Consider the following 24,524-nt stretch of genomic DNA (forward strand, 5'->3'; position numbering starts at 1 on the left):
GGGGCCCAGATCAGGAGCACTTTGTGCTTGCTGGTGTGAGTGTTTTTGAGCGTTCTGCGCACTGGCTTTCTCTTGAATTGGACAAAATTGCGGAAACATTCAATCCGCAAGATCCGGATTCTGTCGAACTCCACGGTGCCCCGATGTTTGCTGGGCGAAAATTTTGGCGAAAATTTGAAAAGGAAGACCGGTTAGAGGCTATCAAGAATGCCCTTCGCTTAATCGATGGCAGGAAGTACAGAATCTTTGCCTCTGTCGTAAGAAAGGGGGCGATTTCACCCGACGATCCAGTTCACTATACCTTTCAGCAGATAGTTACCCGATTTGATCACTTCTTAGCTAGAGAGCATGTTCACTTTCAGAACACGCAAAGAGGTTTGATTCTATTCGATAAAAGCAGCAAAGAAGCTCCCATCCAGGCACTTGCAACAGAGTTCAAGGTGGATGGTCACGAGTGGGGTAGATTGCGGAACATGGCTGAAGTTCCTGCGTTTATCGATTCAGAAGCAACGAGGCTTATTCAGCTCGCTGATCTGGTTGCCTATGCGCTATTTCGAAAGTACGAAAAGGGTGATGATCAGTTCTTCAATATCATCGAACGCAAGTTTGATTATTTTGGTGGGATTCAGCATGGACTCCATACAGCAATTTAACAATCGGCTGCACGGCGACCGTTTTTCCGCCGCTTCGCGGCTCCAAACCGGCGCGTGAGCGAGTTATGGTGATTTCTGGTGTATGGAAGCAGGTTGAAGGGGTGGCGTATCCTGTTGGTTGATCACCGCGACGATCACAACCAACAGAGGAATGATACGCCATGTCCAAGTCTAACCTGCATGCTCTTTCACAACCAGAGGTAGCCGGCAACGATCCCTTGCACGGGTTAATCCGTCAGGGTGCCCGTGATCTGATTGCACAGGCTGTCGAGACGGAGCTGGAGAGCCTGTTGAAGCAGTGCGCAGACGTCAAGACACCGGATGGCCGCCGTGCTGTGGTGCGCAATGGGCACCTTCCCAAACGCACTGTTCAGACCGGCGTCGGCGACGTAGAAGTCCAGGTTCCCAAAGTCCGGGACCGCAGTGGCTCTGGCATTCGCTTCAACAGCCACCTGCTGCCACCCTACCTGAAGCGTGCCCGGAGTCTGGAGGAACTGATTCCCTGGCTCTACCTGCGGGGCGTCTCCTCCGGTGACTTCCAGGAGGCCCTGAGCGCGCTGGTCGGCGAGCAGGCCAACGGGTTGTCGGCGAACACGGTCTCCCGGCTCAAGGCGAAGTGGCTGGATGAGCACAAGGACTGGCAGCGCCGGGACTTGAGCCAGAAACGCTATGTGTACTGGTGGGCCGACGGCGTGTACAGCAACGTCCGGCTGGACGATCGACTCTGTCTGCTGGTAATCATCGGCGTGACTGAGCATGGCCACAAGGAATTGGTGGCTGTCGAGGATGGCCACCGGGAGTCCGAGGCCAGTTGGCGAGAGCTGCTCACGGACTTGCGGGAACGTGGTCTGGAGCCGTCGCCCAGGCTGGCTGTGGGTGACGGCGCACTGGGCTTCTGGAAGGCTCTGAGCAAAGTGTTTCCGGACACCCGGCACCAGCGGTGCTGGGTGCACAAGACGGCCAATGTGCTGGACAAGCTGCCCAAGTCGGTGCAACCGAAGGTGAAGTCAGCCTTGCATGAGATCTACCTGGCAGAGACTCGTGACAGCGCCCACAAGGCGTTTGACAGCGCTTTGCGGCGGTTCCGGGACAAGTACCCGAAGGCCATGGAAAACCTGGAGAAGGACCGGGATGAGCTGCTGGCCTTCTACGATTTCCCGGCGATTCACTGGATTCACTTACGGACCACCAATCCGATTGAATCCACCTTCGCCACAGTACGGCTGAGAACCAAGCGGAGCCGGTCTTGTGGCAATCGCGACACCACGTTATCGATGGTGTTCAAGTTGCTCCAATCCGCCCAGAAACGCTGGAAGCGGATCAAGGGGTTCAACCAACTGAAGCTGGTCGTGGACAACGTGCAGTTTCAGGATGGAATACCGGTGGAGGATCAATCTGACAGGAGCGCTGCCTGATGGTCATACACCAGATTTGACAATAACTCGCGTGAGCCGGGCGTTAAGCTTTAATGTTGCGTGATGCGCAACATGCTAGAGTTCCCCCATGATTAAATCATTCCGTCACAAAGGACTGAAACGGTTTTACTCGACTGGCAACACGTCTGGCATACAGCCTGACCACGCCAAGAAGCTGCGAATGCAGCTGGCTGCTCTGGACACGGCCACTTCGGTGGAAGATATGGATATACCGGGTTTCCGGCTTCATCCATTGAAGGGGAGAGATAAAGGGCGGTGGTCGATTCGTGTTAACGGAAATTGGCGCATGACGTTCGAGTTTCAGGACGGCAACGCCTACATTCTTGATTATGAGGATTATCACTAATGACTATGCATAATCCGCCGCATCCTGGTGAATTCATTCGGGAAGTTTACCTAGAGCCTTTTGGCATCAGTTCCCGTCAGCTTGCGTCTAGCCTGGGGGTCTCGCCTTCCACGTTGTCTCGTCTGCTCAGAGGGGATAGCGGTATTAGCCCGGAAATGTCGCTTAGGCTATCCAAGGTTCTAGGACGTTCTCCCGAGAGTTGGTTGGCGATGCAGGATATGTACGATCTGTGGGTGGCCCGCAATACGGTCAATCTTGATGAAATTCATCCCCTGAACTTCGATGCAGCTTAACCAATGGGTGTTGTCGGACGTTCCTGCGCTGGCGCTCCGGCAAGCCGCAAAGTCAGGCGTTGAACAACAAGGAGCTTGCAATGAATGATCAGCTTTTAATCGTGGATCGGCTTGAAGACTTAGCTAATCTCTCCTCTCATGCTTCGAGCGGCTTTGAGCAGGCAGCCATATATGCTGCAACGCAGGCGATCAAATCTGAGTTTGACGCACTTGAGGATGAGTTGGATGGCTATAGTGCTGAAAAGCTATCATCCGCATGCTGGAGCATTCGCGCAGCAGTGGGTTATGACATTACAAACGGCCACAGCAAAGATCAGCATGTTAGCTGGGCATTAGGGCAAATCTCAGTGCTCAGAGATTTAATCCAGGAACGCACGTCCCCTGAGCAATAGTCGGCTAACAAGGCGGTCAACAGGACGTCAACTACGCTGCGCTCCGTTGGCGCCCATTACCACTGGCGCTATATCAGCACAGAGAGGATGCTTTGGAAGATACTCAAGAAAATTTAAAACGTGCTGAAGTCGCATCATTGGAAAAAGTCGGGAATGCATCGTTAAAGATTAACAGCAGTCTCGAAGGTCTCAACACGCGGCTTGAACGGCTAGAAAATGAATTTTCAAAATCCTCAAAATCTTCGTCACGTCTAGCCTTTGCCCTAAATTTGCTAACAGCGGCTTTGGTATTGGTTGGTGTTGCGCAAGTGGTCGTGGCGTTTATCAAATGAGATATAACAAGTGACTGTGGTGTCAATTCCATAAATTAAGCCATTTCAGCCCGCCATGATTCCTGGTTTTTGATCATGGTATTGAGCACCACAATCATCTTTCTCATGCAGGCGATGAGGGCGACTTTCGGGATCTTTCCCTGGGCCTTCAGGCGTTCGTAAAAGCGTTTGAAGACCGGGTTGCACTGGATGGATGAGAGCATGGCCATGAACATCACGGTGCGGACTCTGTGGCGGCCACCTCGTATCCTTCGTTTGCCATTTAGCTTGCCACTGTCTCGGTTGATGGGTGCTACGCCAACAAGCGCTGCGATCTCCTTGCGGTTCAGCGAACCGAGTTCCGGGAGTTCACTCAGGAAGGTGTAGGCGAGCACTTTTCCGACGCCTGGCACGCTGGTCATGATCTCCATTTTGCTGCGCCACTGATCCACCTTGGCCACCTCCTGCTCAATCTGTCGGGTGACGGTTTCAATCTGACTCTGGAGCATCCGGAGCATACTTTTGATCGACCGGTGAAGGGGTTTCGGCAGGATCTGGAGGCGGTTTTTCTCCATGGTGGACATTTCCAGAAGCTGAGAACGTCGGACCAGTAAGTCCTTAATCTTCTGGGAGGTTTTGTCTGGAATAGGTTTGAACTCAGGTTTCAGTGTGGCGGCATACTGCGCGATGACCTGGGCATCAATCCGGTCGGTTTTGGCGAGTACGCCAATGGCCTGGGCGTAGCGTCGGACACTGATGGGATTGACGATGATGATCGGCAAACCAGCTTGGTCGCAGGCCTGAACCAGGGCCTGTTCATATCGGCCAGAGGCTTCAACAACGATGCGTTCGATCGAGTAGTTTTTAAGGATACGGACAAAGCGGCGAATATGCGCTTCGGTATTTGGGATGGTGTAGAACTGCCCGGAGGGGTGAAGAGCAATGTCCAGATTGGCCTTACCGACATCGACGCCGACATTGACTGGGGTTTGGATTTCCGTGTTGTTCATAATAAGCTGACTCTGCCTTGCTATACGGGCTCGAGGCCCCGATGACTGTTCGAGTTATCGCTTGAGAGTCATGCAGCGCTGCACACTTGTTATCGGTCTCTCGACAGAGGAGCCGGTCAGGCATCGAGCTGCTGCATGAAGGCCCCCAGCGGCCACTGGGGGTGGGCCTCAATTTACCCAAACACGGAAGAAATTATCCATACAAGTCATGGAAGGCGGGCGCGTGAGACGCGCCGCTTTGCTTTTGTGTTAACGGCTTTAGTCTCAGATATGGAAGTTTAGAGTGGAAATTAAGATCTTCGGCATTTCAATAGCGATAGGCATAGGGTTGGCCGCTGTGTTCTGGTTACCCGTCTTATGGGGTTATCTCTTTGCCAAATGGAAGGGACTGGTCTCTCCCAAGCGATTCGCGTTTTTCAGTGGTTGTACGAGCTACGGGATTCAAACTCTAATCGGAGCACTGCTGATATTTCCCTTTGCCGTGCCAGCGACAAAGTCTGCGCCGCAGTATTGTTATGACAACCCTGGTGCGTGGCTCTGTCACTTCCTGGATTTTGCCGAGGATTGGTCCGGTACATTTGGGTTGGTCGCGGCTGTGGTCGTAACGGTCGTAGCACCGGCAATATTTAATAAGTACGTGTGGGCAGGTGCCAGTAGCCGTTAACCAAGCGGTCATCCGCACGCCAAGAGCCTACCGCTTTGGATTCCCTCCGCGGCGCTCCGGCGCCGGTTACCATGGGTGCTATAAGGAGAAGGAATGCATCATCTAGCTGCCCAGTGGATTGTGGGGTTACTGAGGGATAGGAATATTCCCTTTCTGATCTGTGGCGGGCTCGCAGCAAAGGGATATGGCTCTGAGCGCGATCTGAATGACATCGATCTTTTCGTGCCCGGTGAATGCTTTTGGTCAGTGGTGGAGGCAGGCCAGGAGTTTGTATCCAAAGCTGCCGCCCACCGCCAAGAGGAAGGCTGGGATCTGACCTACGTCCAGTTCAAGTATGAAGGTGTCAAAGTGGAGGTGGGCAGTTCTGATGGTCCGCGAATTTTTGATGCAAACAGGCAAACCTGGGTTCCGCTTAGCATAGATTTCTCTCGATATGCGACGGTGTCTTTGCTTGGCCTTGAGCTTCCCCTCATGTTGAAAGAGGACTTGGTCCAGTATAAGACCGCGCTCTCACGCCCTGTCGATATCGAGGATGTCTGTGCTATCCGTGAAAGTGAATAAACAGACTATGCACCGGAGACCAGAACCTCTGCTTCGCGCTGGTTTTGTCACCGGTGATGGCGAGCCTTGAGGAGACTTTCCGCAGCGGAAAGTCTCCCGATAACACCTGGGCGCTTACTGGTATGCGCCCGGACTGTAAATCAACTCATAGCTGTGGCTGTAGATTTCCAGGATGTTGCCAAACGGGTCTTCCATGTAAATCATGCGGTAGGGCTTTTCGCCGGGATAATAGTAGCGCGGTTTCTCCATGCGCTTTTTACCGCCCGCAGCCACAATCCTCTCAGCCAGTTCCTCTACGTTCGGGTCTTGCACACAGAAGTGAAAAACCCCGGTTTTCCAGTATTCGAAATTGTCTTCCGGGTTGGTTTTGTTCTTGAACTGAAAAAGCTCCACGCCGATTCGATCGCCTGTTGATAGGTGAGCGATACGGAAGCTGCCCCAGCCTGCGCCGAATACATCAGTGCACATTTCTCCAATGGCGCTGTCGTCTTCCTCAATCTCCGTTGGTTCCATAATCAGGTACCAACCCATCACCTCTGTGTAAAACTTTACGGCTTGCTCAAGGTCGGGCACGGATATGCCGATGTGCGAGAAATTTCTTGGGTAAGCGTTGTTCATGTCCTGTCCTCCTCTGTTGAGACTGAGAGCAGGTTACATCCGCTGATTAATCATTTAAAATTATCATTTATTCTCGTAAACATTATGGAGTGTAATGATAAATACGACCTGGTTGTGCACCTTTTGCACACTGGTGGAAGTTGGTCATTTCACCCGTACGGCTGAACGCCTTCACATGACACAGTCGGGCGTGAGTCAGCATGTGCGTAAACTCGAGGAGCAACTGGGTGCCGATTTGTTGGTGAGGCAGGGCAAGCAGTTTTCTCTATCCGGTGCAGGAGAGAGGCTGTACACCGAGGCGCAGAGCATCCTTTTCGCGTTGTCGAATCTTGAGCAGACAGTGGGAGAGGACCCGCCTTTTGAAGGCAGTGTGCGAATCATGTCGCCGGGCAGTGTCGGGCTGAAGCTCTATCCACACCTGTTGGCTCTTCAGAGCAAACACCCGAAGCTGGCTATCGATTACCGGTTTGCGCCGAACCCCGATGTGGAAACTGCCATTGCCGGGTCTGCTGTTGATCTCGGATTCATGACGTCGAGATCGACGCTGGCCGACGTTAGCTGCACGCCCGTCGCGCAGGAATCGCTGCTGTTGGTAACGCCGGCCACCGTGAAGGAGCCGGATTGGGACATGCTGATGAACCTCGGCTTTATCGACCATCCTGATGGCAGTCATCACGCCAGTTTGCTTCTTGGTGCCAATTACCCCGAGTTTCAGCACAGCAACCTGTTTCCGAAGAAAGGCTTCTCAAACCAGATTGGTTTGATTCTGGAGCCGGTCAGCATGGGGTTGGGATTTACCGTTCTGCCTGCCCATGCCGTTGAGGCCTTCGAGAAGCGTGAGCAGATCAGGGCTCATCGTCTTGCTAACCCGGTGAGTGAAACGCTGTATCTGTGCGTTCCACGGCACCGGGCACTTGCGGCGAGAATGCGGACTATAATTGCGGAAGCTAGGAAATGGCTTTAAACCGGCCTGGAATCTGGCACGTTGCACCACTCGCGTGAGCTGTGATGTTGCCATCTAACTGCTCAATAAGGGATTAAGATGACGACGCATTCTGGCTCTTGCCTGTGTGGCACCGTGAAATATGAGATAGAGGGCGACTTCGAGAGCTTCTACCTCTGTCACTGCCGGCACTGCCAAAAAGATACGGGATCTGCTCACGCGGCAAACCTGTTTTCACAGTCCGCTGAATTAACCTGGTTGGCCGGTGCCGATGCTGTAACCTCCTTTATGCTTCCGGGCACTCGTCATAACAGGAGCTTTTGTAAGCTGTGTGGTTCAGCATTACCAAGCAACCAGATAGCCGGTTTGCTCGTTGTTCCGGCAGGGGGCCTGGACACGGAGGTCTCTTTGTCGCCAACGGCACATATCTTTTCATCCAGCAAAGCCACCTGGGAAGAGGCTTCAGCGGGAGCGCCAAATTTCGAAGGGCTGCCAGATTGAGCTGCCTGGGACTCTGAGTTCTTGGGCCGCGGGCACTTGCGGCGAAAATCAGGACTATAATCTCTGGAGCCAGGCGGGAGATTCAATGCGATCGACTTTGAGATTCGTCGAATGTGAGGGGCTGGACTTTGGACGAGAAAAACAAACCAAGTGATAAAACAAGCTGGGCTATAGGTGGCGGCGTATTGCTCGGGCTTGGCGTTGGTTTTGTGTTTTTGCCGACCTCAGCTTTGGCATTCGTTGGCTCAATAATCGGAGGCTTGGGTATTGGCCTGATTATCGCAGCGGTATTGTCACGCCTGTAGACCGTTGTTTGAGCCCCTTACAGAACGCTGCGCGAGATAGTTTGCCAGCCATCGCTCACAAATCCTCGCTCAGCGTCGTTTAGTCCCTCTAACCTACCAGGCGCTATCGCTTCGGCAGCGCATCATCAATGTCGACGATTCTGCGGTCATAGAAGAAATGCCCGTTGGGCTGATAAGACTCCGGAAGTGTGTATCCGTTGGTCTTGAGCACCAGGATCTGTGAAACCAGCTTCCAGCCCATGGCGTTGGTGTTGTACAGCACTTCGCCACAGTCACCACAGAACACCCGTGTCATTCGCTTGGAAGGGTGCTGGAACGTTTTCACACTCGGCTCGCCCTTTGTCACCGAAACCTGCTCTGGTTCCCAGGCCAGCACTGAGTGATAGGGGACCTGAAGCAGGTCCCGGCAATCTTCACAATGGCAAAAGGCGTGGACTTTTGGTGCACCGGTCATGGTGACTTCCACGGTGCCGCAGTCGCAATGTACTTGATGTGTTTCAGTCATGATGCATTCCGCTGGCCCGGAATCTGTTCAGCGAGGTGGGCCCGAAAACGCTGAAAATCTTGCTCCACCTGCGGATTTTTCATCACGTCGTAGCAGGCGAAGGTGTTCAACGCTTCCATGCCGAAGAAGCGGAAGTTCATGTGCATGGGGAATAGCAGGTCGTCCACGCTTCCGCCGCGGAAGAGATACTCATCCGGGTTATTGAAGGCTTCCTCTGGGGCATTGAAGGTGAGCGAGAGAAGGTATTTTTTGCCCTGCAGTGTGCCGCCATTGCCATAATTCGCCTTGGGTGCTTCTTCGGTGCGGCCATCGCCGTTGCACAACGCGCCGCCCATTCCGGCTGTGTAGACTTCGTCCATGTATTTCTTGAAGCTCCAGGGCACGCCCATCCAGTTAACCGGGGTTTGCAGCAGGAGGATGTCTGCCCACTGGTGGTTTTCCAGCTCCTGGTCCACGTCCCAGCCTTTATCGACTTCCACGATTCTTGTCTGATGCCCGTCGGCAGTTAGCAACTCGTCGGCCATCTGAACCAGAGTTCCGTTGAGTTTGCCTTCTGCGAAGGGATAGTAATGGTGCGCATTGATGATGAGGATATTGCTCATCGGAACCTCCATCTGTGGTAACGAATGTAGTGCTGGTATACTATGGTTACCTGTAAACGGTAATCAATCAGTATACTTTTGGTAACCTTGTTCCAAGTGCTGGAGAACGGATGGAAAGTCGCGTAGAAACAGACGATTACGGTCGGAAAAAAGTTTTTAACGCCTGCATGGAACCCTGCGCCATTGAAAGGGGTATGCGCATCATTGGCGGAAAATGGACCGGCTCCATCATTTATCACCTGAAAGACGGCCCGGTGCGCTTCAACGACCTTGCCCGCATGCTCGGCGGTGCCAGCAAGAAGATGATTGATCAGCGCCTCAAGGAGCTGGAGTCGCGGGAGATGGTGGTGCGAAAGGTCGTCAATGATCGGCCAGTCGCGGTCACCTACGAGTTGACCGATTTTGGCCGCAGCGCGCTGAAGATCCTTGACGACCTTAGGGTGTGGTCGGAGAAATACGATATCAGCTAGCTTGTTGTGCTCCAGCCAATTTCAACGTCATTTCCCCGGCTGAGATTTCCTCGCACCCCGTAGTGTTCTGCCCCGCCCACAGGGGCGAAAAGTCCCCCTTTCCGCGCTTTTCAGCCTCCGATCTCAAGGGCGCCAGCGCAGCTGCGGCATTGGGAAAGTCCGGCACGCGCGTACTGAGAGGGCCTTGCTCTCTGATAAGCCGGTTGACGATGCCGCGTGCCGGGCGACCGGAAAATACGTTGGTGATTTCGGTGTGGGGCGCCTGCTCGGACTGAAGCGCGGTACGGTGGATGGCACTGGTTTTTGCTTCGGTGCAGAGAAGGTAAGCTGTGCCGACCTGGGCGGCGACCCCACCCAGTTTTGTGGTTGCTTCGACGCCTTCCGCGGAGGCAATACCCCCTGCCGCAATGACAGGAATTTTGACTCTGGATACGATTTGGGGGAGCAACGCAAAAGTACCCATGTGCAGACCAAGGTCGTCAGATAGAAAGTGGCCGCGATGGCCACCGGCCTCGAGCCCTTGTGCAATGATGGCGTCTACGCCTCGCTCCTCCAGCCACAAGGCTTCGGCCACCGTGGTGGCACTGGCCAGTACCTTCACGCCGTTGGATTTGATGTAGGTCAGCAATTCGGGGGCCGGTAAGCCGAAGTGAAAGCTCACTACCGCAGGCTTCAATTCAGCCACCAGATCGGCAGTTTGTTCATCAAAGGGTCGACGGCTTGCGCCGCCGGCGTCATCGTTCACGTCTAACCCCAGCTCTTCGTAGTAAGGTTGCAGGCTTTGTCGCCAGGCCGCTTCTTTCTCCGGGTCTTCCGGTGGCTGGGTGTGGCAGAAGAAATTCAGGTTGAAGGGCCGGTCGGTCGCGGACCTTATCCTGGCGACTTCTTCGCGTATTTTGTCGCCTGTGAGCATGGCACAGGGGAGCGAACCCAGCCCTCCCGCTTTGGAAACCGCGATGGTCAACGCGCTGTCCTGCACGCCGGCCATGGGTGCCTGAATCACTGGATACTCCACGTTCAGTAATTCCCTGAGGATGGTCATGGTAAGTGTTGCTCCCCTGTTTGTTGGTTATCGTTTTCGCAGATTGGTGACGGTTTCCCCTTTCACGCCCCAGTTGTCAGTCGACACTTCGTCGATAACCACGTGGGTGGCGTCAGGATTCTTGTTCAGGACATCGACCAGTAGCTGCGTTGTTCCCTGAATTAATTGGCGTTTCTGTTCGACGGTTACGTTGTCGTCGGTGACTTTGATATTGACATAAGGCATTCGAAATTCCTCTCGATAAATGGTTTCGGGTTTTCGGTCAGTCGGTTGCTGGCGCGTACATTTTGTTCACGATCTTCCAGACACCGTCTTCTCTAAGGAAGCCCAGATAGTCGGTAAAGTTGCCGTGGGGCAGGGGGCACGCCACTTTCACCATGGCCTGGTTTCCGGCCAGTTCCACCTGGAGGATGCGATAGTCCTCCGGGTGTCCGATGTTCGCGGGTATTGGTCGCGTTGCGACATCGGCCAACCATTCGTCCAGTGTGCGCCGCAGGCCGGGTGCCTTGAGTACACAGTCCCTGTGGAACAACGGCGCCAGTCGTTCGGCATTCCCCGTGTGCAGGCCCTGAAAATACTCATTCACCATGGTTTCCAACTGGCGTTTTTCGGTGTCCATTTATGCCGCGGCTCCCGCGCTGTATGCCTCTTCCCGCTGCAGGGCAAGTTGCATGCTGTCTCGCTTCAATACGGCATCCACCATCTGCCGGCTGCGCGGGCCGAGTACGATATCCACGGGGAAGAAGTCGCCCCAACGGGAGTACACGGCCAGCAGAATGTCGGCGGCGGAGATGTCATGCCCCCCGAGGTACGGCATGTGCTCCAGCTTCGCTTCCACCACCTGCCACAGTTTGTTGATGGCCACCGCCGCAGAATCGAAAACCTGCTGTCTGGCTGCTGCATCGTTCACGTTGGCCTGGGCAAAGAACAGGCGGCCGTAGGCGGGATGCATGGTGGCGTTTGCGAATAGCATATTTTCGATGGCCTGATGCCGCGCGTCCCCGCTTTCAGCGATCAGGTTGTTCTTATGCTTGTTGAGCAGATGGAGGATGATCGCCACGCCCTCGTTCAGCACCATGTCGCCGTCGACCAGTACTGGCACGGTTCCGGCGGGGTTCAGGGTTTCAAAGTGGTCGGCTTCCAGCTTGTGAACCAGGGTGCTTTCCTGGTTGAGCTCGTTGAGAATCGCCTGCGTGGCCAGTGAACAGGCGCCGGGAATGAAGTACAGGGTGTACATATAAAACCTCGTTTGTTGGGTTATTGCGTGACTGCAAGTGAAGTTTGGCGCTTCCCTTCGTGTTCTTAAATGGCAATAATGTTTTATCAGTATCAACAATGTGGAAACAGTAAGGCCGGGCAGTATGGACAAATTGCGGGCAATGCGGATGTTTGTGCGGGTGGTGGATGCCGGTAGCTTTACCAGTGTGGCCAATGAGCTGAACGTGACCACCTCTATGATCAGCAAGGAGATAGGGCGGCTGGAGGAGGACTTGGGCGTGAGGCTGCTGCATAGATCCACCCGTGGACAGCAATTGACGTCCATTGGTGAGGGATACCTGGAGCGGTGCCGGGAATTGCTGGTTCAGGTAGACGATGCGGACGCCTATGTGCAGCACATGCAGGACAACCCGCGCGGCAAGTTACGCATCAACGCCCCTATGGCGTTGGGCATTACCGATCTGTCGCAACTGTTCTCTGCCTACATGAAGCAATACCCGGACGTGGAGCTGGACATACAGCTGGGAGACGAAAGCCTGGATTTGATCGAGCATGGGTTCGATCTGGGGTTTCGGGCTTCCAGCCAGATGCTGGATTCCAACTATGTAGGCAAACCGCTGGTCCGTTTTACCTACAAGGTGTGCGCCTCACCCGGGTACCTTGAGAGCCATCCGCCGATTCGTGATGTCGACGATCTGGCCGCCCATAACTGTTTTGTGTACAGCTATTTCAAATCGGGAAATTTCTGGCCGCTGGCGCAGGGTATTACCGTCGGTGGTTCCCTCAAGGTGAACAGCACATTGTTCATGAAGCAGGTGATTGAGGACGGGCTGGGCATAGGTTTTCTCCCCAGTTTTGTAGCCAGGCAAGGTATAGATCAGGGGACGTTGGTTGAAGTGCTGCCGGAGGTTAGCCGACCGGACCTTACGCTGTACGCGCTCTATCCCAACCGGCAGTTCACTCAGCCGAAACTGCTCAGCTGCATCGAGTTTCTGCAGTCCTGGTTTCTGTCCAGGGATTTCGACTAGGATCAAATACGCGAGGAAGGGAATCGCGAAACCAAGGATGAACATTACTGAAGGATGTACCATCTCACAGTCTGAAACCCACGCATTGACCAACATCGGAGAATTCAAACGATATGAATACAGCGCCAACACCATACCCAATTGGTACTCCTGGCACGCCCTGGGGCGATGCTGAATGCGCCGAGTGGTTGTCTAGCCAGACCCGTCAGCGCAGTTACGAGACGGAGGTGTTGAGTGTGATCGAGCGCCTTCGCTCGCGCTTCGATGTGGAAGAGTACGGCGCTCTGGATTACGGCCCGGATTATTACCGGCTGATGGCGATTCGCAGCCGTGACTGGAACGAGGATTTGCCGGTGGTACTGATCACGGGCGGGGTTCACGGGTATGAAACCAGCGGGGTGCATGGGGCGCTGCAGTTCCTTGATAAACACGCGGCGGAGTATGCGGGCCGCGTGAACCTGCTGGTTGCGCCGTGCGTGAGTCCCTGGGCGTATGAGCGTATTCATCGCTGGAACCGTAATGCCATCGACCCCAACCGTTCCTTCCACGAAGGTAGTCGGGCGGAGGAGTCAGCCGCACTCATGCGATTGGTCGCGCCTATCCGTGACAGTGCTCTGATTCATATCGATCTTCATGAAACCACTGATACCGACGAATCAGAATTTCGGCCGGCCCTGGCAGCCCGCGACGGCAAGCCGTTCGAGCCTGCCGGTATTCCCGATGGCTTTTATGTGGTTGATGACAGTGAGAACCCGAAACCCGATTTTCAGCAGGCGGTGATCAAGGCGGTGGAGCAGGTGACGCACATTGCGCCAGCGGATGAGAATGGCGAGATCTTCGGCTCCAAGGTCGTTGCGCGGGGCGTGATTGAGTACCCACTTACCCAGTGGGGCCTGTGCGCCGGCATGACTCGGGCGCCCTACCGAACCACTACCGAGGTTTATCCGGATAGCCCCCGAGTTACCCCCGAGCAATGCAATGCCGCGCAGGCTACTGCGGTTTGTGCGGCCATCGATTACGGGCTGGCCCATTCAGACACCGCCAAATGATGTACTGAGTCGGCATGGAAGAATAAGTTAACTAGACTTCCTGAAAAGCTGACCCCAAAAACAAGGCGAACTTCATGGATTCTTCTGAAAAGAAGCTGGCGCTCGGACTTTTTCAGATAATCGAGCGTATTCTGCTGTTCCTGGTTGTATTGATGACGCTTGGTGGGGTGGCCTTCGAGCTTCATTCGCTGTACGTCGCCCAAAGCATCAATCTCGCAGACATTCTGCTGATGTTTCTGTACCTGGAGGTCATCGGCATGGTGGCCGTGTTTTACTCGGACCGGCGATCAGCTTCTGTCTTCCCGATCTTCATTGCCATCACGGCATTGGCCCGACTGATCATTCTTCAAGGCAAGGATATGGCACCCGAGAACATTCTCTACGAAGCCATCGCGATTCTGATTCTTGCCATTGCAGCGTTTGTAATGACCCGGCTCAACCAGGTTCGCAAATACGACGACTAGCCCGGTTCTGATAAATAGGGCTTTGCCAGCGCCTCAAGTTTTTCTTCTCTGAGTTCGCCGATGGCATCCCAGATCTGCTCGGAGAGCTCTGGGTGGGCTGCTTTGAATTGGCGCGAAAGCATCAGGTAGTAGGGTTTGGTCTTGAGGGGCGGGGCGATCCGGACAATACCCTCCAACTGGTCGGGATTGTTGGCCAACAGATAATCGGCGGTCACCGATTGCAGCGCCACGGCTTTTACACGCTTCGCCTTGAGTAACTGCAGACTTTGCATCGAGCTGCGGACTTTGATCACGGAGACACCAAGATTCTCAAGATCGTTCACGATTGAGTAACCGAGTGGGGCGCCAACGCTGATGTCCGGATCTTCGAACGCTTCGCCGTTCCAGCCGATTTCAGTGTTGGGCAGGGTATAGAGATAGTAGCTAATGGTGGTCAGGCGGCGAGACGGATCAACCTGGCCATCCTCCCAGGGGTATTCGCCAATGCGGGTACGCGAGCTGTTGAAAGAGGCGTTGAATATCCCGTCTACCTGGCCGGTTTTGAGCATCGTGAGGCAACGCTTCCAGGGATAGCGGCTGAATCTGATCTGCAGGCCAGGTATCCGTTCCTCAAGCATTTTGACCAGTTCAACCGCGGCGCCGGGCTTGTCCAGAACCCGTTGGGTGTCACCCATGTAGTATGGGAACTGGGTCTTATCTTCATAGGCAACATGCAGCACGGTATCTGCCGCCGCCGGACGGCTTGCACTCAGGGTAAGACCCGCCAACAGAGCAAAAGCGAGAACGACCTGAATACAAGCTTTCATGAGCATACTCAAAATGTTTGAGGGAACCCGCTTAGTTTAGTTCGCGGGTGATTTTTTTCCATTCTTCCCGGAATTCAGGCGCCTGCAGAACGGACGAGTCAGTTCTGCAGGCGAATATCATCCTTCCAGCGAAAGCCAACACCACCGGCTTGCCACACGCCGTCTTTGTTGAACGGATGGGGACCGGCCATATTGATGTACTGCGGCAGGCCAAAGTGAGGCGCCAGGTTTCGCGGAGCTTTGATGGTAACGCGATCCATGATGCGCAGACCCTGTTGCTCTGCCGGCAGGTGGGCCTCCGGTGAGGCTCGGTGGGCCACCGCCCAGTTGTCGATAAACAGCAGATCGCCGGTGTCGTACTCGTAGCGAATGCCGTAGCCATCCTCGAAGGAATCGTTCAGCAAATCGTTGTAGTCGTTGAACAGTTCTTTCATAGCCGCTTCGTCCAGCAGGCGGAAACTGTCTGCATGTGCGGGGAGAGTTTTGAGTTGGTCGATGGTCAGTCCTTCATCCGGCAGGCGTTCGATGACGGCGCCGGTCATGCCCAGGTGCAGCCACACGCTTTTTCGGCCGGAAATCGGATGCGTATGAACCACGGGGTGTGTGACGCTGGACGCGGAGTTAACCGAGACAAGGCGTTCCCAGAAGTCCTGCTTGTCCGGCGGCAGTGAATCAAACGCGGCGCCCTGGTGAGCGAAATGGGTGCCGCCGCCGTTTTCCGGCGCGCGAGCCATGTAGTAGGCGCTGTGGGAAAAGGTAGCGGCTTCGAAACTGCCGTCGTTGTGCCATTGGGGACCGACGCCGAGGATGCCCTGGCGGCCATCGTTCGAGCAGCGGAAGATGTGCCGGTTCCGGCCGGGCGTTGCCGGATGAACACCGTGGGTGGAGTGGATTTCACGGCCGCCCCACCACTTGCAGGCATCAATCAGTTCTTCGGGCGACAGACCGGCCTGGTGTTTGAAAACGATGAATCCGCGATTGGCCATTTCCTCTTCCAGGGCCTTGATGGCGGGCCCTGGCAGTTGGTTGCGCACGTCGGCGCCGTAGATTTCAACGCCGATGGGATCCAGTGGCTTAAGCGACAAACCGTGCTGTTCAAGCAGAGTCACGTTCTCCGGGTTCAGGGCCGCTACGGTGGAGGTGGGTTCGCGGGGTATTTCCTGGGTCTGTGCCATAGCCGTCACTACCATGCTGCTCGCTTTTCAGACAGCCTAACCCAGCGGGTTTTGGGAATTCAAACCTGAATAATCTCTGTACATGTCTTCAACTGGACGGGGCGCGCTTCCACCCGGCAAGACCAATTCGCGTTTGCCTTCGTAGATGCGGCCTCCAGACTGTTATAGGTAACCAAAACCAGAGGAATGGCCGTGACTCCCAAAACCCTTTTTCGCCGCACACTGGCATTGTTCGCTTTCGTGATGTCCGGATCTTTGTTGGCTGCCGACCCGGTGGTGGTGTCTTCGAAGATTGATACCGAAGGCTCGGTATTGGGCCAGATGGTATTGCAGTCCCTCGAAGGAGCCGGTATTCCGGTTGAAAACAGGCTTCAGCTGGGCGGTACGAGCATTGTCCGCAATGCCATCAAGGCCGGGGAAATAGATATTTACCCGGAGTACACCGGCAACGCTGCCTTCTTCCACGATCAGGCCGAGCGGGATATCTGGAAGGATGCCGGAAAAGCCTATCAGGAAGCCGCCCGCCTGGATAAAGAGGCGCACAACATTGTCTGGCTGGAACCGGCAGAGGCCAACAACACCTGGGCCATGAGCGTACGTGGAGATCTGGCCCGTGAGAACAACCTGGCCACGCTCGAGGATCTGGCGCGCTATATCAACGAAGGCGGTGCCTTCAAGTTTGCAGCCAGCGCCGAGTTTGTGGAATCCGCCAGTGCCCTGCCGGCGTTCCAGGAGGCCTATGGTTTCAAGCTTGAATCCGACCAGCTTTTGATTCTTTCAGGTGGTAATACGGCGGCCACTCTCCGTGCGGCGGCGTTGAACAACAACGACGTGAACGGGGCGATGACGTACGGTACCGATGGTGGCCTGGATGCGCTGGATCTGAAGGTGATGGAAGATACCGCGGGCGTTCAGCCGGTGTACCAGCCTGCGCCCATCGTGCGTGGCGAGGTGCTGGAAACCTACCCGCAGATCCGGGAGGTGCTTACTCCGATCTTTGAGTCGCTGGATCTTGAAACCCTGCAGCGCCTGAATGGCCAGGTAGCGGTAAACGGGGTGCCTGCGGATACTGTCGCGCGGGATTACCTGGATTCCCTCGCCCAGAACTGAGGTTTGTCGATTTTCAGCTCCGTTGCTCCGAATTCCATGCCTAACCGTGTCCTGCCCGTGCTGGGGTGTCTTGCCCTGGCGCTGGTCTGGTTGCTGGACTTGGGCGTGATCCAACCCAACCGGATTGTCCCGGGTACCGGGCACGGCCTGTTGTCGGCTCTCGGCGGAGCCGGGGCCGGCCTGGTCTCGCTGATCCTGGCCGGTTGCGTCTTGCTGTCTCTTCTGCCGCTGCGCCGCCGTTACCTGCCGCTGCTGGCTCTGGTAGGGCTTTCACTGGCGCTGTTGCCACTGCTGCTTGAGGTCTTTGCAAGCCGGCATCTGCCAGAGAACGCGCCGTATGCACGATCCTCCATCGGTGCCGGTTTCTGGTGTCTGCTGTTTCTGCTGTCCCTGATGCTGATCGAAATTCTCGGGCGTCTTGGAAGCGGGCGAGGGCTGCAGCTGCTGATTCTGGCCTTTGTCAGCGGAAGCTGGCTTTGGTTCCTGCGAGGCGATGGCCTTGAGAGTCTGTCCCTGGTTCGGGAGTTCAACGCCCGGCCAGACAAGTTTGAGCAAGCATTCTGGACACACCTGGCTTTGGCATTCGGGGCAGTCAGCATCAGTGCGTGCCTGGCGTTTTTCCTTGCCCTGAAAATGATTCGCAGCGTTGCCTGGCGCCGGCCCATCCTTGGTGCTGTCAGCTTTCTGCAGACCATTCCCAGCCTGGCGGTGTTTGGTTTGCTGATCGCGCCGCTCAGCGCTCTGGCGGCTGCCTTTCCGGCACTTCAGGCGATGGGGATCCGCGGAATTGGCTGGGCGCCGGCTTTGTTGGCGCTGGTGGCTTACAGTCTTCTGCCGATGGTGCGCAATACCTTTGTGGCGCTCACTGAAGTGTCCGAAAGCCTCTCCGATGCTGGGCGAGGAATGGGAATGAATGAACGGCAGCTGTTTTTCAAACTCAAGCTGCCGCTGGCACTGCCGGTGATTGTGGAGGGCGTTCGCATTACCACGATTCAGGCCATTGGCCTGACGGCGGTTGCCGCACTGATTGGTGCCGGCGGTTTTGGCAGCTTTATCTTTCAGGGTCTGGGGCAAGCGGCGATGGACCTGGTATTGCTGGGCGCCTTGCCAACGATTGCACTCGCGCTGCTGGCGGATGCTTTGCTTACCATGCTGGCGGCGAGTCTCAAACCGACACCGGCGACGGCCTGACAGGAAAAGGATAAGCCCGGATGATCGAACTGAAAAACGTAACCCGCCGCTTCGGTGACGCCGTCGCCGTGGACAGCATCAATCTGACGGTCGAAACCGGAGAGGTTTGCGTGCTGGTGGGCAGCTCGGGCTGCGGCAAGTCCACCACCTTGCGGATGATCAACCAGTTGCTGCCCCACAGCGAGGGCGAGATTCTGGTGGACGGCAAGGATGTGACCGCCATTAACCCGGAGCAGCTGCGGTTGAACATGGGGTATGTCATCCAGGGCACCGGGCTGTTTCCGCACTGGACGGTGGCTCGCAACATAGCCATGGTGCCTCAGCTTCTGAAATGGCCACGGGAGCAGATCGACGAACGTGTTCATGAGCTGCTGACGCTGCTGGACCTTGAACCGGCCGTCCATGCCAACAAGTATCCCCAGCAACTGTCCGGCGGCCAGGCCCAACGGGTGGGGGTTGCCAGGGCACTGGCGGCCAATCCTAATATTCTGCTGATGGACGAACCCTTCGGTGCGCTGGATGCCATCACGCGCGAAAATCTGCAGCTGGAAATGCTGCGCATCCAGAGACAGTTGAAAAAAACCACGGTGTTCGTGACCCACGATATCGACGAGGCCCTGAGACTGGCGTCTCGCATCGCCGTTATGGACCGGGGCCGTATCATTCAGCACGACACGCCAGAGAACATCCTCCGCCGGCCGGCCTCCGAGTTTGTCGAGAATCTGGTGGGCAAGCAGGACCGGGGACTAAAACTGATGAGCCTGCGCAGCGTGCGTGACCTGATGCAAGCATACCCACAACCGAGGCAACCGAAACCCGGAGCCGATGGTCTCAACGAAGACGACAGTCTGAGGGTGGCGCTGTCGATCATGCTCTGGCAGAACTGGAACCATGTGCCCGTGTTCAATGCCGAGGGCCAGGAAACCGGAACCATCACGCGCGAACGCATTATCCAGGAAGGTGCCTGATGCGGATCTGGGTGCCACCGGTATTGCTGACCGCGCTGCTGTGCGCCCTGAGTGCGGGCATGCCGGCTCTGGAGCCACTATTCGAATGGGTGCAGCCGGACAAACAGAACGTCATCTATGAGCGGGAGAGCTTCCTGTTTCTGCTGCAGAATCATCTTACGCTGGTGGTGATTTCCGCGCTTGTAGGCACGGTTGCTGCGGTAGCGGGCGGAATCTTCGCCACCCGGCCTTCCGGCCGGGATTTTCTGCCACTGGTGAGCCAGATTGCGTCCATTGGCCAGACCTTCCCGCCGGTGGCGGTTCTGGCCCTGGCGGTGCCGGTTCTTGGCTTCGGCGAGGCGCCGATTCTAGTCGCATTGATCCTGTATGGCCTGTTGCCCATTTTGCGCAACACCCTGGCGGGCCTTGAGGGGGTTGATACCACCGTCAGGCAGGCAGCCCTAGGCATGGGCATGTCGCCGTTGCAGGTGCTTCTGCAGGTGGAACTGCCACTGGCGGGCAGGGTGATTCTGGCCGGCATTCGCACTTCGGTGACGATCAACATTGCCACCGCGGCCATCGGCTCAACAATTGGGGCCCGAACCCTTGGTGATCCGGTGATTGCCGGTCTGGTGAATGGCAACACGGCCTACGTGCTGCAGGGTGCGATTCTGATTGGGCTCTTGGCGCTAACCGTGGATAGCCTGTTTGAGGCGGTGGAGCGGGTCTGGGATCGCCGATTTCTGCCCCATGCTGCAGGCTGAAACCGTTCGCACTGTACGCTCACCGCTTTAAAAACCTTGCGTGGATGTCTAGGCTGACGGAGAGGCACAGCGCAAGGAGCACAGCGGAATGAAGTTTCCCTCGAGCACATCATTTGCACTCCTCGGCGCAGCACTGATCGCGATCAGTTACGGGCTTGCGCGTTTCGCGTTTGGTTTGTTTGTGCCCCCGATTCGGGACGATCTGGATCTGGCACCGGATGTGATTGGTATCATCGGTGCGCTGCCGCTGATCAGTTTCGTTTTCGCGACCATGGTTGCGCCGCTCTCCGCGAATCGGCTTGGCGCCCGCAATACCGCCATGGCCTCGGGTATTTTTGGTGTTGTTGGCCTGGCCCTGATTAGCCAGGCCACGGGCGCCCTGTCCCTCGGCATTGGCGTTGTCCTGTGTGGTATCTGCACGGGCCTGATGATGCCTGCGCTCACGGCCGCCATGCAGGCGCTGGTCAGACGCTCCCTCCACGGCCGGGTCAGCTCGGTGATGAACGCGGGCACGAGTGTGGGTGTCATGGTCGCTGTACCAACCATACTTTTCTTGGCCGGTGCCTGGCGCTATGCCTACGCGTTCTTTGCGGTGCTGGCGGTTATTGGCGTGATTGCCACCTGGTTCTTCATCCCCTCGGTTTCACGTGTGGTTCCCGCCAATGCGGCGCCCGTGCAGCCAATCAGTGCGGATCAGTGGTGGCGACTGCTCCGGCTGTCTTTGTTCGCCTTCATGATGGGGTTTGTGTCTGCCGCCTTCTGGATTTTCGCCCCCGATCTTGTGGTTAATCTTGGGTCCATGCCCTCCGATGCCACCGGCTGGCTGTGGTTGGGTGTTGGCTTCGCAGGTCTGGGCGGTGCGGTGGTGGCCGATCTGGCAGACCGGAACAATCCGCCGGTTACCCAGGCCCTGATGCTGATGACATTGGCTGCGAGCCTGGCGTTGCTGGCAGCCAGCCCGGACAACCTGGTGATTTCGGCGTTTTCTGCTCTGGTTTTTGGCCTGGCCTATATGAGTCTGACCGGCCTGTATCTGATGACCGGCATTCGCCTGTTGCCGGGGCGGCTATCCATGGGGCCGGTGCTGCCATTTATCGCCGTATCCCTGGGCCAGGCGGCTGGCTCGCCAGTGGTTGGTCTGCTGGTCGGCGGCGTGGGTTACGCCGATGCCTTTGCCATGTTCTGCTCTATCGGCATCGTTGTGGCCATGCTGTCTCCCTTCTATCCGCGGTATCTCGAGTATGAGCCGGAGGAGGAGACTGAAGAGGATACCGGTCTGCAGGCCGCCTATGACTACCAGCTTCAGGACGAGGAGGGCGAACCCTACTCGCCGGTTAGCGGAAAGACTGAGAGCTACTAGGCTGCGCCGCTTCAGGGTCTAGTCCGGTGATCCGTCGGTGGGCGCTGCCCAGCTGGTATAGCCAAGGTCCATAACGCGGGCGACTTCGTCATCCGGTATGGCCGAAAGTTCGCCGAGCTCCAGGGGGTCGAAGTGGAAGGCATAGAGGCGAGAAGTGAACTCTGCAATAGGCAGGGAAGCTTCGCCTCGAAATTCGCCGTTGCCGTGGGTTGAGCAGGTAATGCCCTGGCCCCAGTTCTGGCCGCTGTCGTTGTTGGGGTTGAAGAAATAGACCCGCATTTCGTTTTTCGGGCTCAGGGCAACCCGCAGTATGTTAATGGCGTGGCGGCCGACGAATCGGGCGGCGCTGTCGGTAACAGCAATGCCCGCGGGCTGGGCGTGAATCACCGGGATGTTGCCGTTGTAGAAAGGGTGATAACTGGCGTAGAAATGCCGGATAAAACCTTCATAGTCGTGCACCTCTCCGGTTTTTACATCGGTGACCGCGCGGAAACCATGGCTCACCCACCAGCCGTAGAATTCCGGGTTGATCCAGCGGTGGGCATCCTCATCCCGGTTCTCACAGCGGCGCCACATTTCGCCGTAAAGGCGGTCCAGATGGGGGATGAGAACCAGCGAAACCGGGTCGACATCCACGGGCGTTCCTTTGACAAGCCCCGGCTCCAGATCCCGGGATGATACCTCCTGGCCCTCGAATCGACTGAGTACCTCATTGTCCCGAGCCGCCCAGGCCAGAACCTGCAGCAGGTAATCCGCCTCGTTCGATGCCCACATGGAAAGGCCAATGGCAGACTGGCAGGTGGGGTTGTTGCCCTGGCCAACACCCAGTGGCTGTCCCAGAAGATTGATAACACCGGCGAGCAGGAAAACCCGCGGCGGCCGCGCATCGCCGAATGTCTCTGCCAGGGCCTGGTTGGTTTCGGCAGACGGCTGGAGCTTGATTTGCCGCCATAACGCCTGGGCCACGGAGGGGGTAAACAGCGACCCGCGCTCCAGCATCATGGTCAGGCCATACACGGCCTGGCAGGTTTCCGGGTAAATGGCCTCGTCAATCAGGGCATGAACCAGCTCGGTGTAGCAGTAAAGATCGTCCAGGCCGGTCATGGTCAGGCCCAGGGTGTTGGGGATCAGTTCGTCCTGGCCGGTATCGCGGAGAAACCTGAGCATCACCGCATGGTAGGGGGAGGCCAGGCCTGTATCGAACATGCTGCGGGCAAAACTGCTGGCTTCGGAGGACAGCGCCAGGTCATCCATATCTTTCAGGCGTTGCTCGTAAACCGCAAGGCCCGGGTCCTCCGCACTGGCGGGGGTAGGGGCAAACAGTGCTCTCACCAGCCGGGTGGCGTCGGAACTCCCCCGGGTTTTCATCTCGGGGTCATACAGGCACTTGGCAATCTGCCCGATCATCTCGCAGATGCTGTCCACTTGCACTGGCCCCTGGTCCAGCAATCGCCACACTTCAGCCACCAGGCTGTCCAGCAGGCTCTCGTAGCCGAGGTGAGAGACCAGATAGCGATAGAGTTCGAGGACGATGGTGCCGAGTTGCTTCGGACGTTCCCGATCGGCTTCGGTGAGTTGGCCAGACAGCAGATCCAGGTTCAGGGCCATCACCTGGGTGAGGAAGTGCCTCGCCTGCTCCGCAGAGATACCGGGATGGAAATAGTCGCCCCGGGTAACGGCCAGCATGCGCAGCTCGCTGAGCGCCTCGACGATGGTGGTGACCGCACCGGCCGCCCGAAGCGAATGTTTTGCCAGGGCGGGTTGCAACAGGGCTGGCCGGGCCCAGTCACTGGTTCCGAAAATACCGGCGGATTCCAGTGAGCGAACCCTGCGGTACAGGGCGTCGAACCCGCCGGGCAGGGTCATCAGCAGTCTGGAACGCTCCAGTACGCCAAGACTGGACGCCTTCGGATCGGCGCGGCGGGCGCGGGCAAACTCTGCCAGCGCCATATCAAACTGCATCAGTGCCGGCTTGAGCGCAGGATCTGGGTCTTGGCGCTCCATAGCGTTGGCTCCCTTGCGGTTTTATCCGCCCTGACGAAAGCGTTGGATAAAGGCTTCAGACTCCGCGATTGACTGTTCCATATTGCGAATCAGGTAATCCACATCCTGCCGGATACTCACCAGTTCGTTTTCCAGTGAGCCGATCGCCTGGGCGTTCAGGTTGTGTTTAAGATACAGCACCTGGTCTTCAAATGCCTGTAACACCGGCTCCATACGATCCTCGGCATCGTGCATTCGGCTGATCAGCTGGCTGTACTGAACACGGGTATCCTTCAGTTGTTGCTCACTGCTGCGGCGCAGTGAGGCGCTCTCGTAGAGGCTGAGCTCGTCTTCCCATTCATCAAACAGGTCCTCGGCGACTTCTTCCACCTTGTCGATTCGGTCTCTAACCTCTTCGGCACTCGCCAGGCTGTCTTCGTAGGCATCGCTGATTTCGGCATATTGTTCCTTTAGCTCGGTGTCAGGCGTGTCCACCACACTCTGGAAACGCTCAAGCGACGAACGGAAGGTTTCCTGGGCGTCGTTCTGGCTGTCCCGGGCATCTTCAACCCGATCCACCAGGATGTCCCGCTTTTCATACCCGAATTTTTCCATGGTTTTGTAGTACACCGTGGAGCACCCGCCAAGGAGCACCGCGCTGAGCAATAGCACCCAGACACGTTGAAGGCTGATTTTTGTTTTCGAGTAGTCGGTTGCGGGGCTGGGCATAGGGGCGTCTCCGGTTGCATGCTAATCACAGAAGTGAAGCATGGCGGT

The 24,524-nt window shown here is 56.4% G+C and carries 32 protein-coding genes; 20 read left to right on the top strand and 12 right to left on the bottom strand.

Annotation, left to right across the window (positions count from 1 at the left end):
* Positions 1-23: 23 nt before the first annotated feature.
* From SIC15_RS06280 to SIC15_RS06305, 6 genes are all read left to right on the top strand, one after another.
* Positions 24-653, top strand: coding sequence for a DUF3800 domain-containing protein (locus SIC15_RS06280; RefSeq protein WP_412537283.1), 630 nt, complete (start codon positions 24-26; stop codon positions 651-653).
* Positions 654-814: 161 nt separating this feature from the next.
* Entirely contained in the window at positions 815-2,068 is a 1,254-nt protein-coding gene (locus SIC15_RS06285) for an IS256 family transposase (protein ID WP_412535857.1), read from the top strand.
* A gap of 88 nt (positions 2,069-2,156) precedes the next feature.
* Complete coding sequence (locus SIC15_RS06290; RefSeq protein ID WP_412537284.1) at positions 2,157-2,435, top strand: type II toxin-antitoxin system RelE/ParE family toxin; 279 nt, start codon at positions 2,157-2,159, stop codon at positions 2,433-2,435.
* Entirely contained in the window at positions 2,435-2,728 is a 294-nt protein-coding gene (locus SIC15_RS06295; protein WP_412537285.1) for a HigA family addiction module antitoxin, read from the top strand. The genes SIC15_RS06290 and SIC15_RS06295 overlap by 1 nt, the downstream gene beginning before the upstream one ends.
* Before the next feature lie 80 nt (positions 2,729-2,808).
* Positions 2,809-3,120 (top strand): hypothetical protein, encoded by a 312-nt coding sequence (locus tag SIC15_RS06300; protein ID WP_412537286.1) that lies wholly within the window; start codon positions 2,809-2,811, stop codon positions 3,118-3,120.
* A gap of 92 nt (positions 3,121-3,212) precedes the next feature.
* Positions 3,213-3,452 (top strand): hypothetical protein, encoded by a 240-nt coding sequence (locus SIC15_RS06305; protein ID WP_412537287.1) that lies wholly within the window; start codon positions 3,213-3,215, stop codon positions 3,450-3,452.
* 35 nt (positions 3,453-3,487) lie between these two features.
* Here SIC15_RS06305 and SIC15_RS06310 read toward each other — a convergent pair whose 3' ends face one another.
* Positions 3,488-4,441, bottom strand: a complete 954-nt coding sequence (locus SIC15_RS06310; protein ID WP_022993296.1) for an IS110 family transposase — start codon at positions 4,439-4,441, stop codon at positions 3,488-3,490.
* 283 nt (positions 4,442-4,724) lie between these two features.
* Here SIC15_RS06310 and SIC15_RS06315 point away from each other — a divergent pair, with 283 nt between their 5' ends.
* Both SIC15_RS06315 and SIC15_RS06320 read left to right on the top strand, forming a co-directional pair.
* Complete coding sequence (locus tag SIC15_RS06315) at positions 4,725-5,105, top strand: hypothetical protein (RefSeq protein ID WP_412537288.1); 381 nt, start codon at positions 4,725-4,727, stop codon at positions 5,103-5,105.
* Positions 5,106-5,198: 93 nt separating this feature from the next.
* Entirely contained in the window at positions 5,199-5,666 is a 468-nt protein-coding gene (locus SIC15_RS06320; protein WP_412537289.1) for a hypothetical protein, read from the top strand.
* Positions 5,667-5,780: 114 nt separating this feature from the next.
* Here SIC15_RS06320 and SIC15_RS06325 read toward each other — a convergent pair whose 3' ends face one another.
* Positions 5,781-6,284: a lactoylglutathione lyase family protein gene (locus tag SIC15_RS06325; RefSeq protein ID WP_412537290.1), complete on the bottom strand. Its 504-nt coding sequence runs from the start codon at positions 6,282-6,284 to the stop codon at positions 5,781-5,783.
* A gap of 94 nt (positions 6,285-6,378) precedes the next feature.
* On the opposite strand from SIC15_RS06325, the gene SIC15_RS06330 reads away from it, so the two are divergent.
* The 3 genes from SIC15_RS06330 (at position 6,379) to SIC15_RS06340 (ending at position 8,033) form a co-directional block, all read left to right on the top strand.
* Positions 6,379-7,248 carry a LysR family transcriptional regulator gene (locus SIC15_RS06330; RefSeq protein ID WP_412537291.1) on the top strand — a complete coding sequence of 290 codons (870 nt, stop codon included), beginning with the start codon at positions 6,379-6,381 and terminating at the stop codon, positions 7,246-7,248.
* 78 nt (positions 7,249-7,326) lie between these two features.
* A complete protein-coding gene (locus SIC15_RS06335; protein WP_412537292.1) occupies positions 7,327-7,728 on the top strand; it encodes a GFA family protein in 402 nt (133 codons plus the stop codon).
* A 128-nt stretch (positions 7,729-7,856) separates the two neighbouring features.
* Complete coding sequence (locus SIC15_RS06340; protein ID WP_412537293.1) at positions 7,857-8,033, top strand: hypothetical protein; 177 nt, start codon at positions 7,857-7,859, stop codon at positions 8,031-8,033.
* Between the two features lie 103 nt (positions 8,034-8,136).
* On the opposite strand, the gene SIC15_RS06345 is transcribed toward SIC15_RS06340, so the two are convergent.
* Both SIC15_RS06345 and SIC15_RS06350 read right to left on the bottom strand, forming a co-directional pair.
* Positions 8,137-8,538 (bottom strand): GFA family protein, encoded by a 402-nt coding sequence (locus tag SIC15_RS06345; protein WP_412537294.1) that lies wholly within the window; start codon positions 8,536-8,538, stop codon positions 8,137-8,139.
* A complete protein-coding gene (locus SIC15_RS06350) occupies positions 8,535-9,140 on the bottom strand; it encodes an NAD(P)H-dependent oxidoreductase (RefSeq protein ID WP_412537295.1) in 606 nt (201 codons plus the stop codon). The genes SIC15_RS06345 and SIC15_RS06350 overlap by 4 nt, the downstream gene beginning before the upstream one ends.
* 110 nt (positions 9,141-9,250) lie before the next feature.
* Here SIC15_RS06350 and SIC15_RS06355 point away from each other — a divergent pair, with 110 nt between their 5' ends.
* Positions 9,251-9,610 (top strand): winged helix-turn-helix transcriptional regulator, encoded by a 360-nt coding sequence (locus tag SIC15_RS06355; protein WP_412537296.1) that lies wholly within the window; start codon positions 9,251-9,253, stop codon positions 9,608-9,610.
* Here the strand turns inward: SIC15_RS06355 and SIC15_RS06360 are convergent.
* Genes SIC15_RS06360 through SIC15_RS06375 form a run of 4 tightly spaced genes read right to left on the bottom strand, consistent with a single transcriptional unit; the run spans position 9,603 to position 11,889 of the window.
* On the bottom strand, positions 9,603-10,652 hold the full coding sequence (locus tag SIC15_RS06360) for an NAD(P)H-dependent flavin oxidoreductase (protein WP_412537297.1): 1,050 nt from the start codon (positions 10,650-10,652) through the stop codon (positions 9,603-9,605). The genes SIC15_RS06355 and SIC15_RS06360 overlap by 8 nt on opposite strands.
* A 27-nt stretch (positions 10,653-10,679) precedes the next feature.
* A complete protein-coding gene (locus tag SIC15_RS06365) occupies positions 10,680-10,877 on the bottom strand; it encodes a tautomerase family protein (protein WP_136631951.1) in 198 nt (65 codons plus the stop codon).
* A 37-nt stretch (positions 10,878-10,914) separates the two neighbouring features.
* Positions 10,915-11,271: a nuclear transport factor 2 family protein gene (locus SIC15_RS06370; protein ID WP_209398427.1), complete on the bottom strand. Its 357-nt coding sequence runs from the start codon at positions 11,269-11,271 to the stop codon at positions 10,915-10,917.
* Complete coding sequence (locus SIC15_RS06375; protein ID WP_349343594.1) at positions 11,272-11,889, bottom strand: glutathione S-transferase; 618 nt, start codon at positions 11,887-11,889, stop codon at positions 11,272-11,274.
* Between the two features lie 124 nt (positions 11,890-12,013).
* Between SIC15_RS06375 and SIC15_RS06380 the strand changes: the two genes are divergently transcribed.
* From SIC15_RS06380 to SIC15_RS06390, 3 genes are all read left to right on the top strand, one after another.
* Positions 12,014-12,898: a LysR family transcriptional regulator gene (locus SIC15_RS06380; protein WP_412537298.1), complete on the top strand. Its 885-nt coding sequence runs from the start codon at positions 12,014-12,016 to the stop codon at positions 12,896-12,898.
* 113 nt (positions 12,899-13,011) lie between these two features.
* Positions 13,012-13,947: a M14 family metallocarboxypeptidase gene (locus SIC15_RS06385; protein WP_412537299.1), complete on the top strand. Its 936-nt coding sequence runs from the start codon at positions 13,012-13,014 to the stop codon at positions 13,945-13,947.
* 74 nt (positions 13,948-14,021) lie between these two features.
* On the top strand, positions 14,022-14,411 hold the full coding sequence (locus SIC15_RS06390; RefSeq protein ID WP_222466386.1) for a phosphate-starvation-inducible PsiE family protein: 390 nt from the start codon (positions 14,022-14,024) through the stop codon (positions 14,409-14,411).
* Here the strand turns inward: SIC15_RS06390 and SIC15_RS06395 are convergent.
* Positions 14,408-15,217 carry a substrate-binding periplasmic protein gene (locus SIC15_RS06395; RefSeq protein WP_412537300.1) on the bottom strand — a complete coding sequence of 270 codons (810 nt, stop codon included), beginning with the start codon at positions 15,215-15,217 and terminating at the stop codon, positions 14,408-14,410. The two genes, SIC15_RS06390 and SIC15_RS06395, sit on opposite strands and share 4 nt — an antisense overlap.
* Before the next feature lie 98 nt (positions 15,218-15,315).
* Complete coding sequence (locus SIC15_RS06400) at positions 15,316-16,392, bottom strand: TauD/TfdA dioxygenase family protein (protein ID WP_412537301.1); 1,077 nt, start codon at positions 16,390-16,392, stop codon at positions 15,316-15,318.
* 186 nt (positions 16,393-16,578) lie between these two features.
* On the opposite strand from SIC15_RS06400, the gene SIC15_RS06405 reads away from it, so the two are divergent.
* The 5 genes from SIC15_RS06405 to SIC15_RS06425 all read left to right on the top strand — a co-directional run bounded on the left by SIC15_RS06405 (position 16,579) and on the right by SIC15_RS06425 (position 21,764).
* Positions 16,579-17,502, top strand: a complete 924-nt coding sequence (locus SIC15_RS06405; RefSeq protein WP_291908186.1) for an ABC transporter substrate-binding protein — start codon at positions 16,579-16,581, stop codon at positions 17,500-17,502.
* A gap of 36 nt (positions 17,503-17,538) precedes the next feature.
* Entirely contained in the window at positions 17,539-18,693 is a 1,155-nt protein-coding gene (locus SIC15_RS06410; RefSeq protein ID WP_412537302.1) for an ABC transporter permease, read from the top strand.
* Between the two features lie 20 nt (positions 18,694-18,713).
* A complete protein-coding gene (locus SIC15_RS06415; RefSeq protein WP_412537303.1) occupies positions 18,714-19,661 on the top strand; it encodes an ABC transporter ATP-binding protein in 948 nt (315 codons plus the stop codon).
* Entirely contained in the window at positions 19,661-20,404 is a 744-nt protein-coding gene (locus SIC15_RS06420; RefSeq protein ID WP_412537304.1) for an ABC transporter permease, read from the top strand. Before SIC15_RS06415 ends, SIC15_RS06420 begins: the two co-directional genes overlap by 1 nt.
* An 88-nt stretch (positions 20,405-20,492) precedes the next feature.
* Positions 20,493-21,764, top strand: coding sequence for an MFS transporter (locus SIC15_RS06425; RefSeq protein ID WP_412537305.1), 1,272 nt, complete (start codon positions 20,493-20,495; stop codon positions 21,762-21,764).
* Positions 21,765-21,782: 18 nt separating this feature from the next.
* On the opposite strand, the gene SIC15_RS06430 is transcribed toward SIC15_RS06425, so the two are convergent.
* Together SIC15_RS06430 and SIC15_RS06435 are read right to left on the bottom strand one after the other, a co-directional pair.
* Complete coding sequence (locus SIC15_RS06430) at positions 21,783-23,768, bottom strand: hypothetical protein (RefSeq protein ID WP_412537306.1); 1,986 nt, start codon at positions 23,766-23,768, stop codon at positions 21,783-21,785.
* Positions 23,769-23,789: 21 nt separating this feature from the next.
* On the bottom strand, positions 23,790-24,476 hold the full coding sequence (locus SIC15_RS06435) for a DUF2959 domain-containing protein (RefSeq protein ID WP_412537307.1): 687 nt from the start codon (positions 24,474-24,476) through the stop codon (positions 23,790-23,792).
* Between the last annotated feature and the right edge of the window lie 48 nt (positions 24,477-24,524).

Source organism: Marinobacter sp. MIT932201, from assembly GCF_047123295.1.
Taxonomy (GTDB): Bacteria; Pseudomonadota; Gammaproteobacteria; order Pseudomonadales; family Oleiphilaceae; genus Marinobacter; species Marinobacter salsuginis.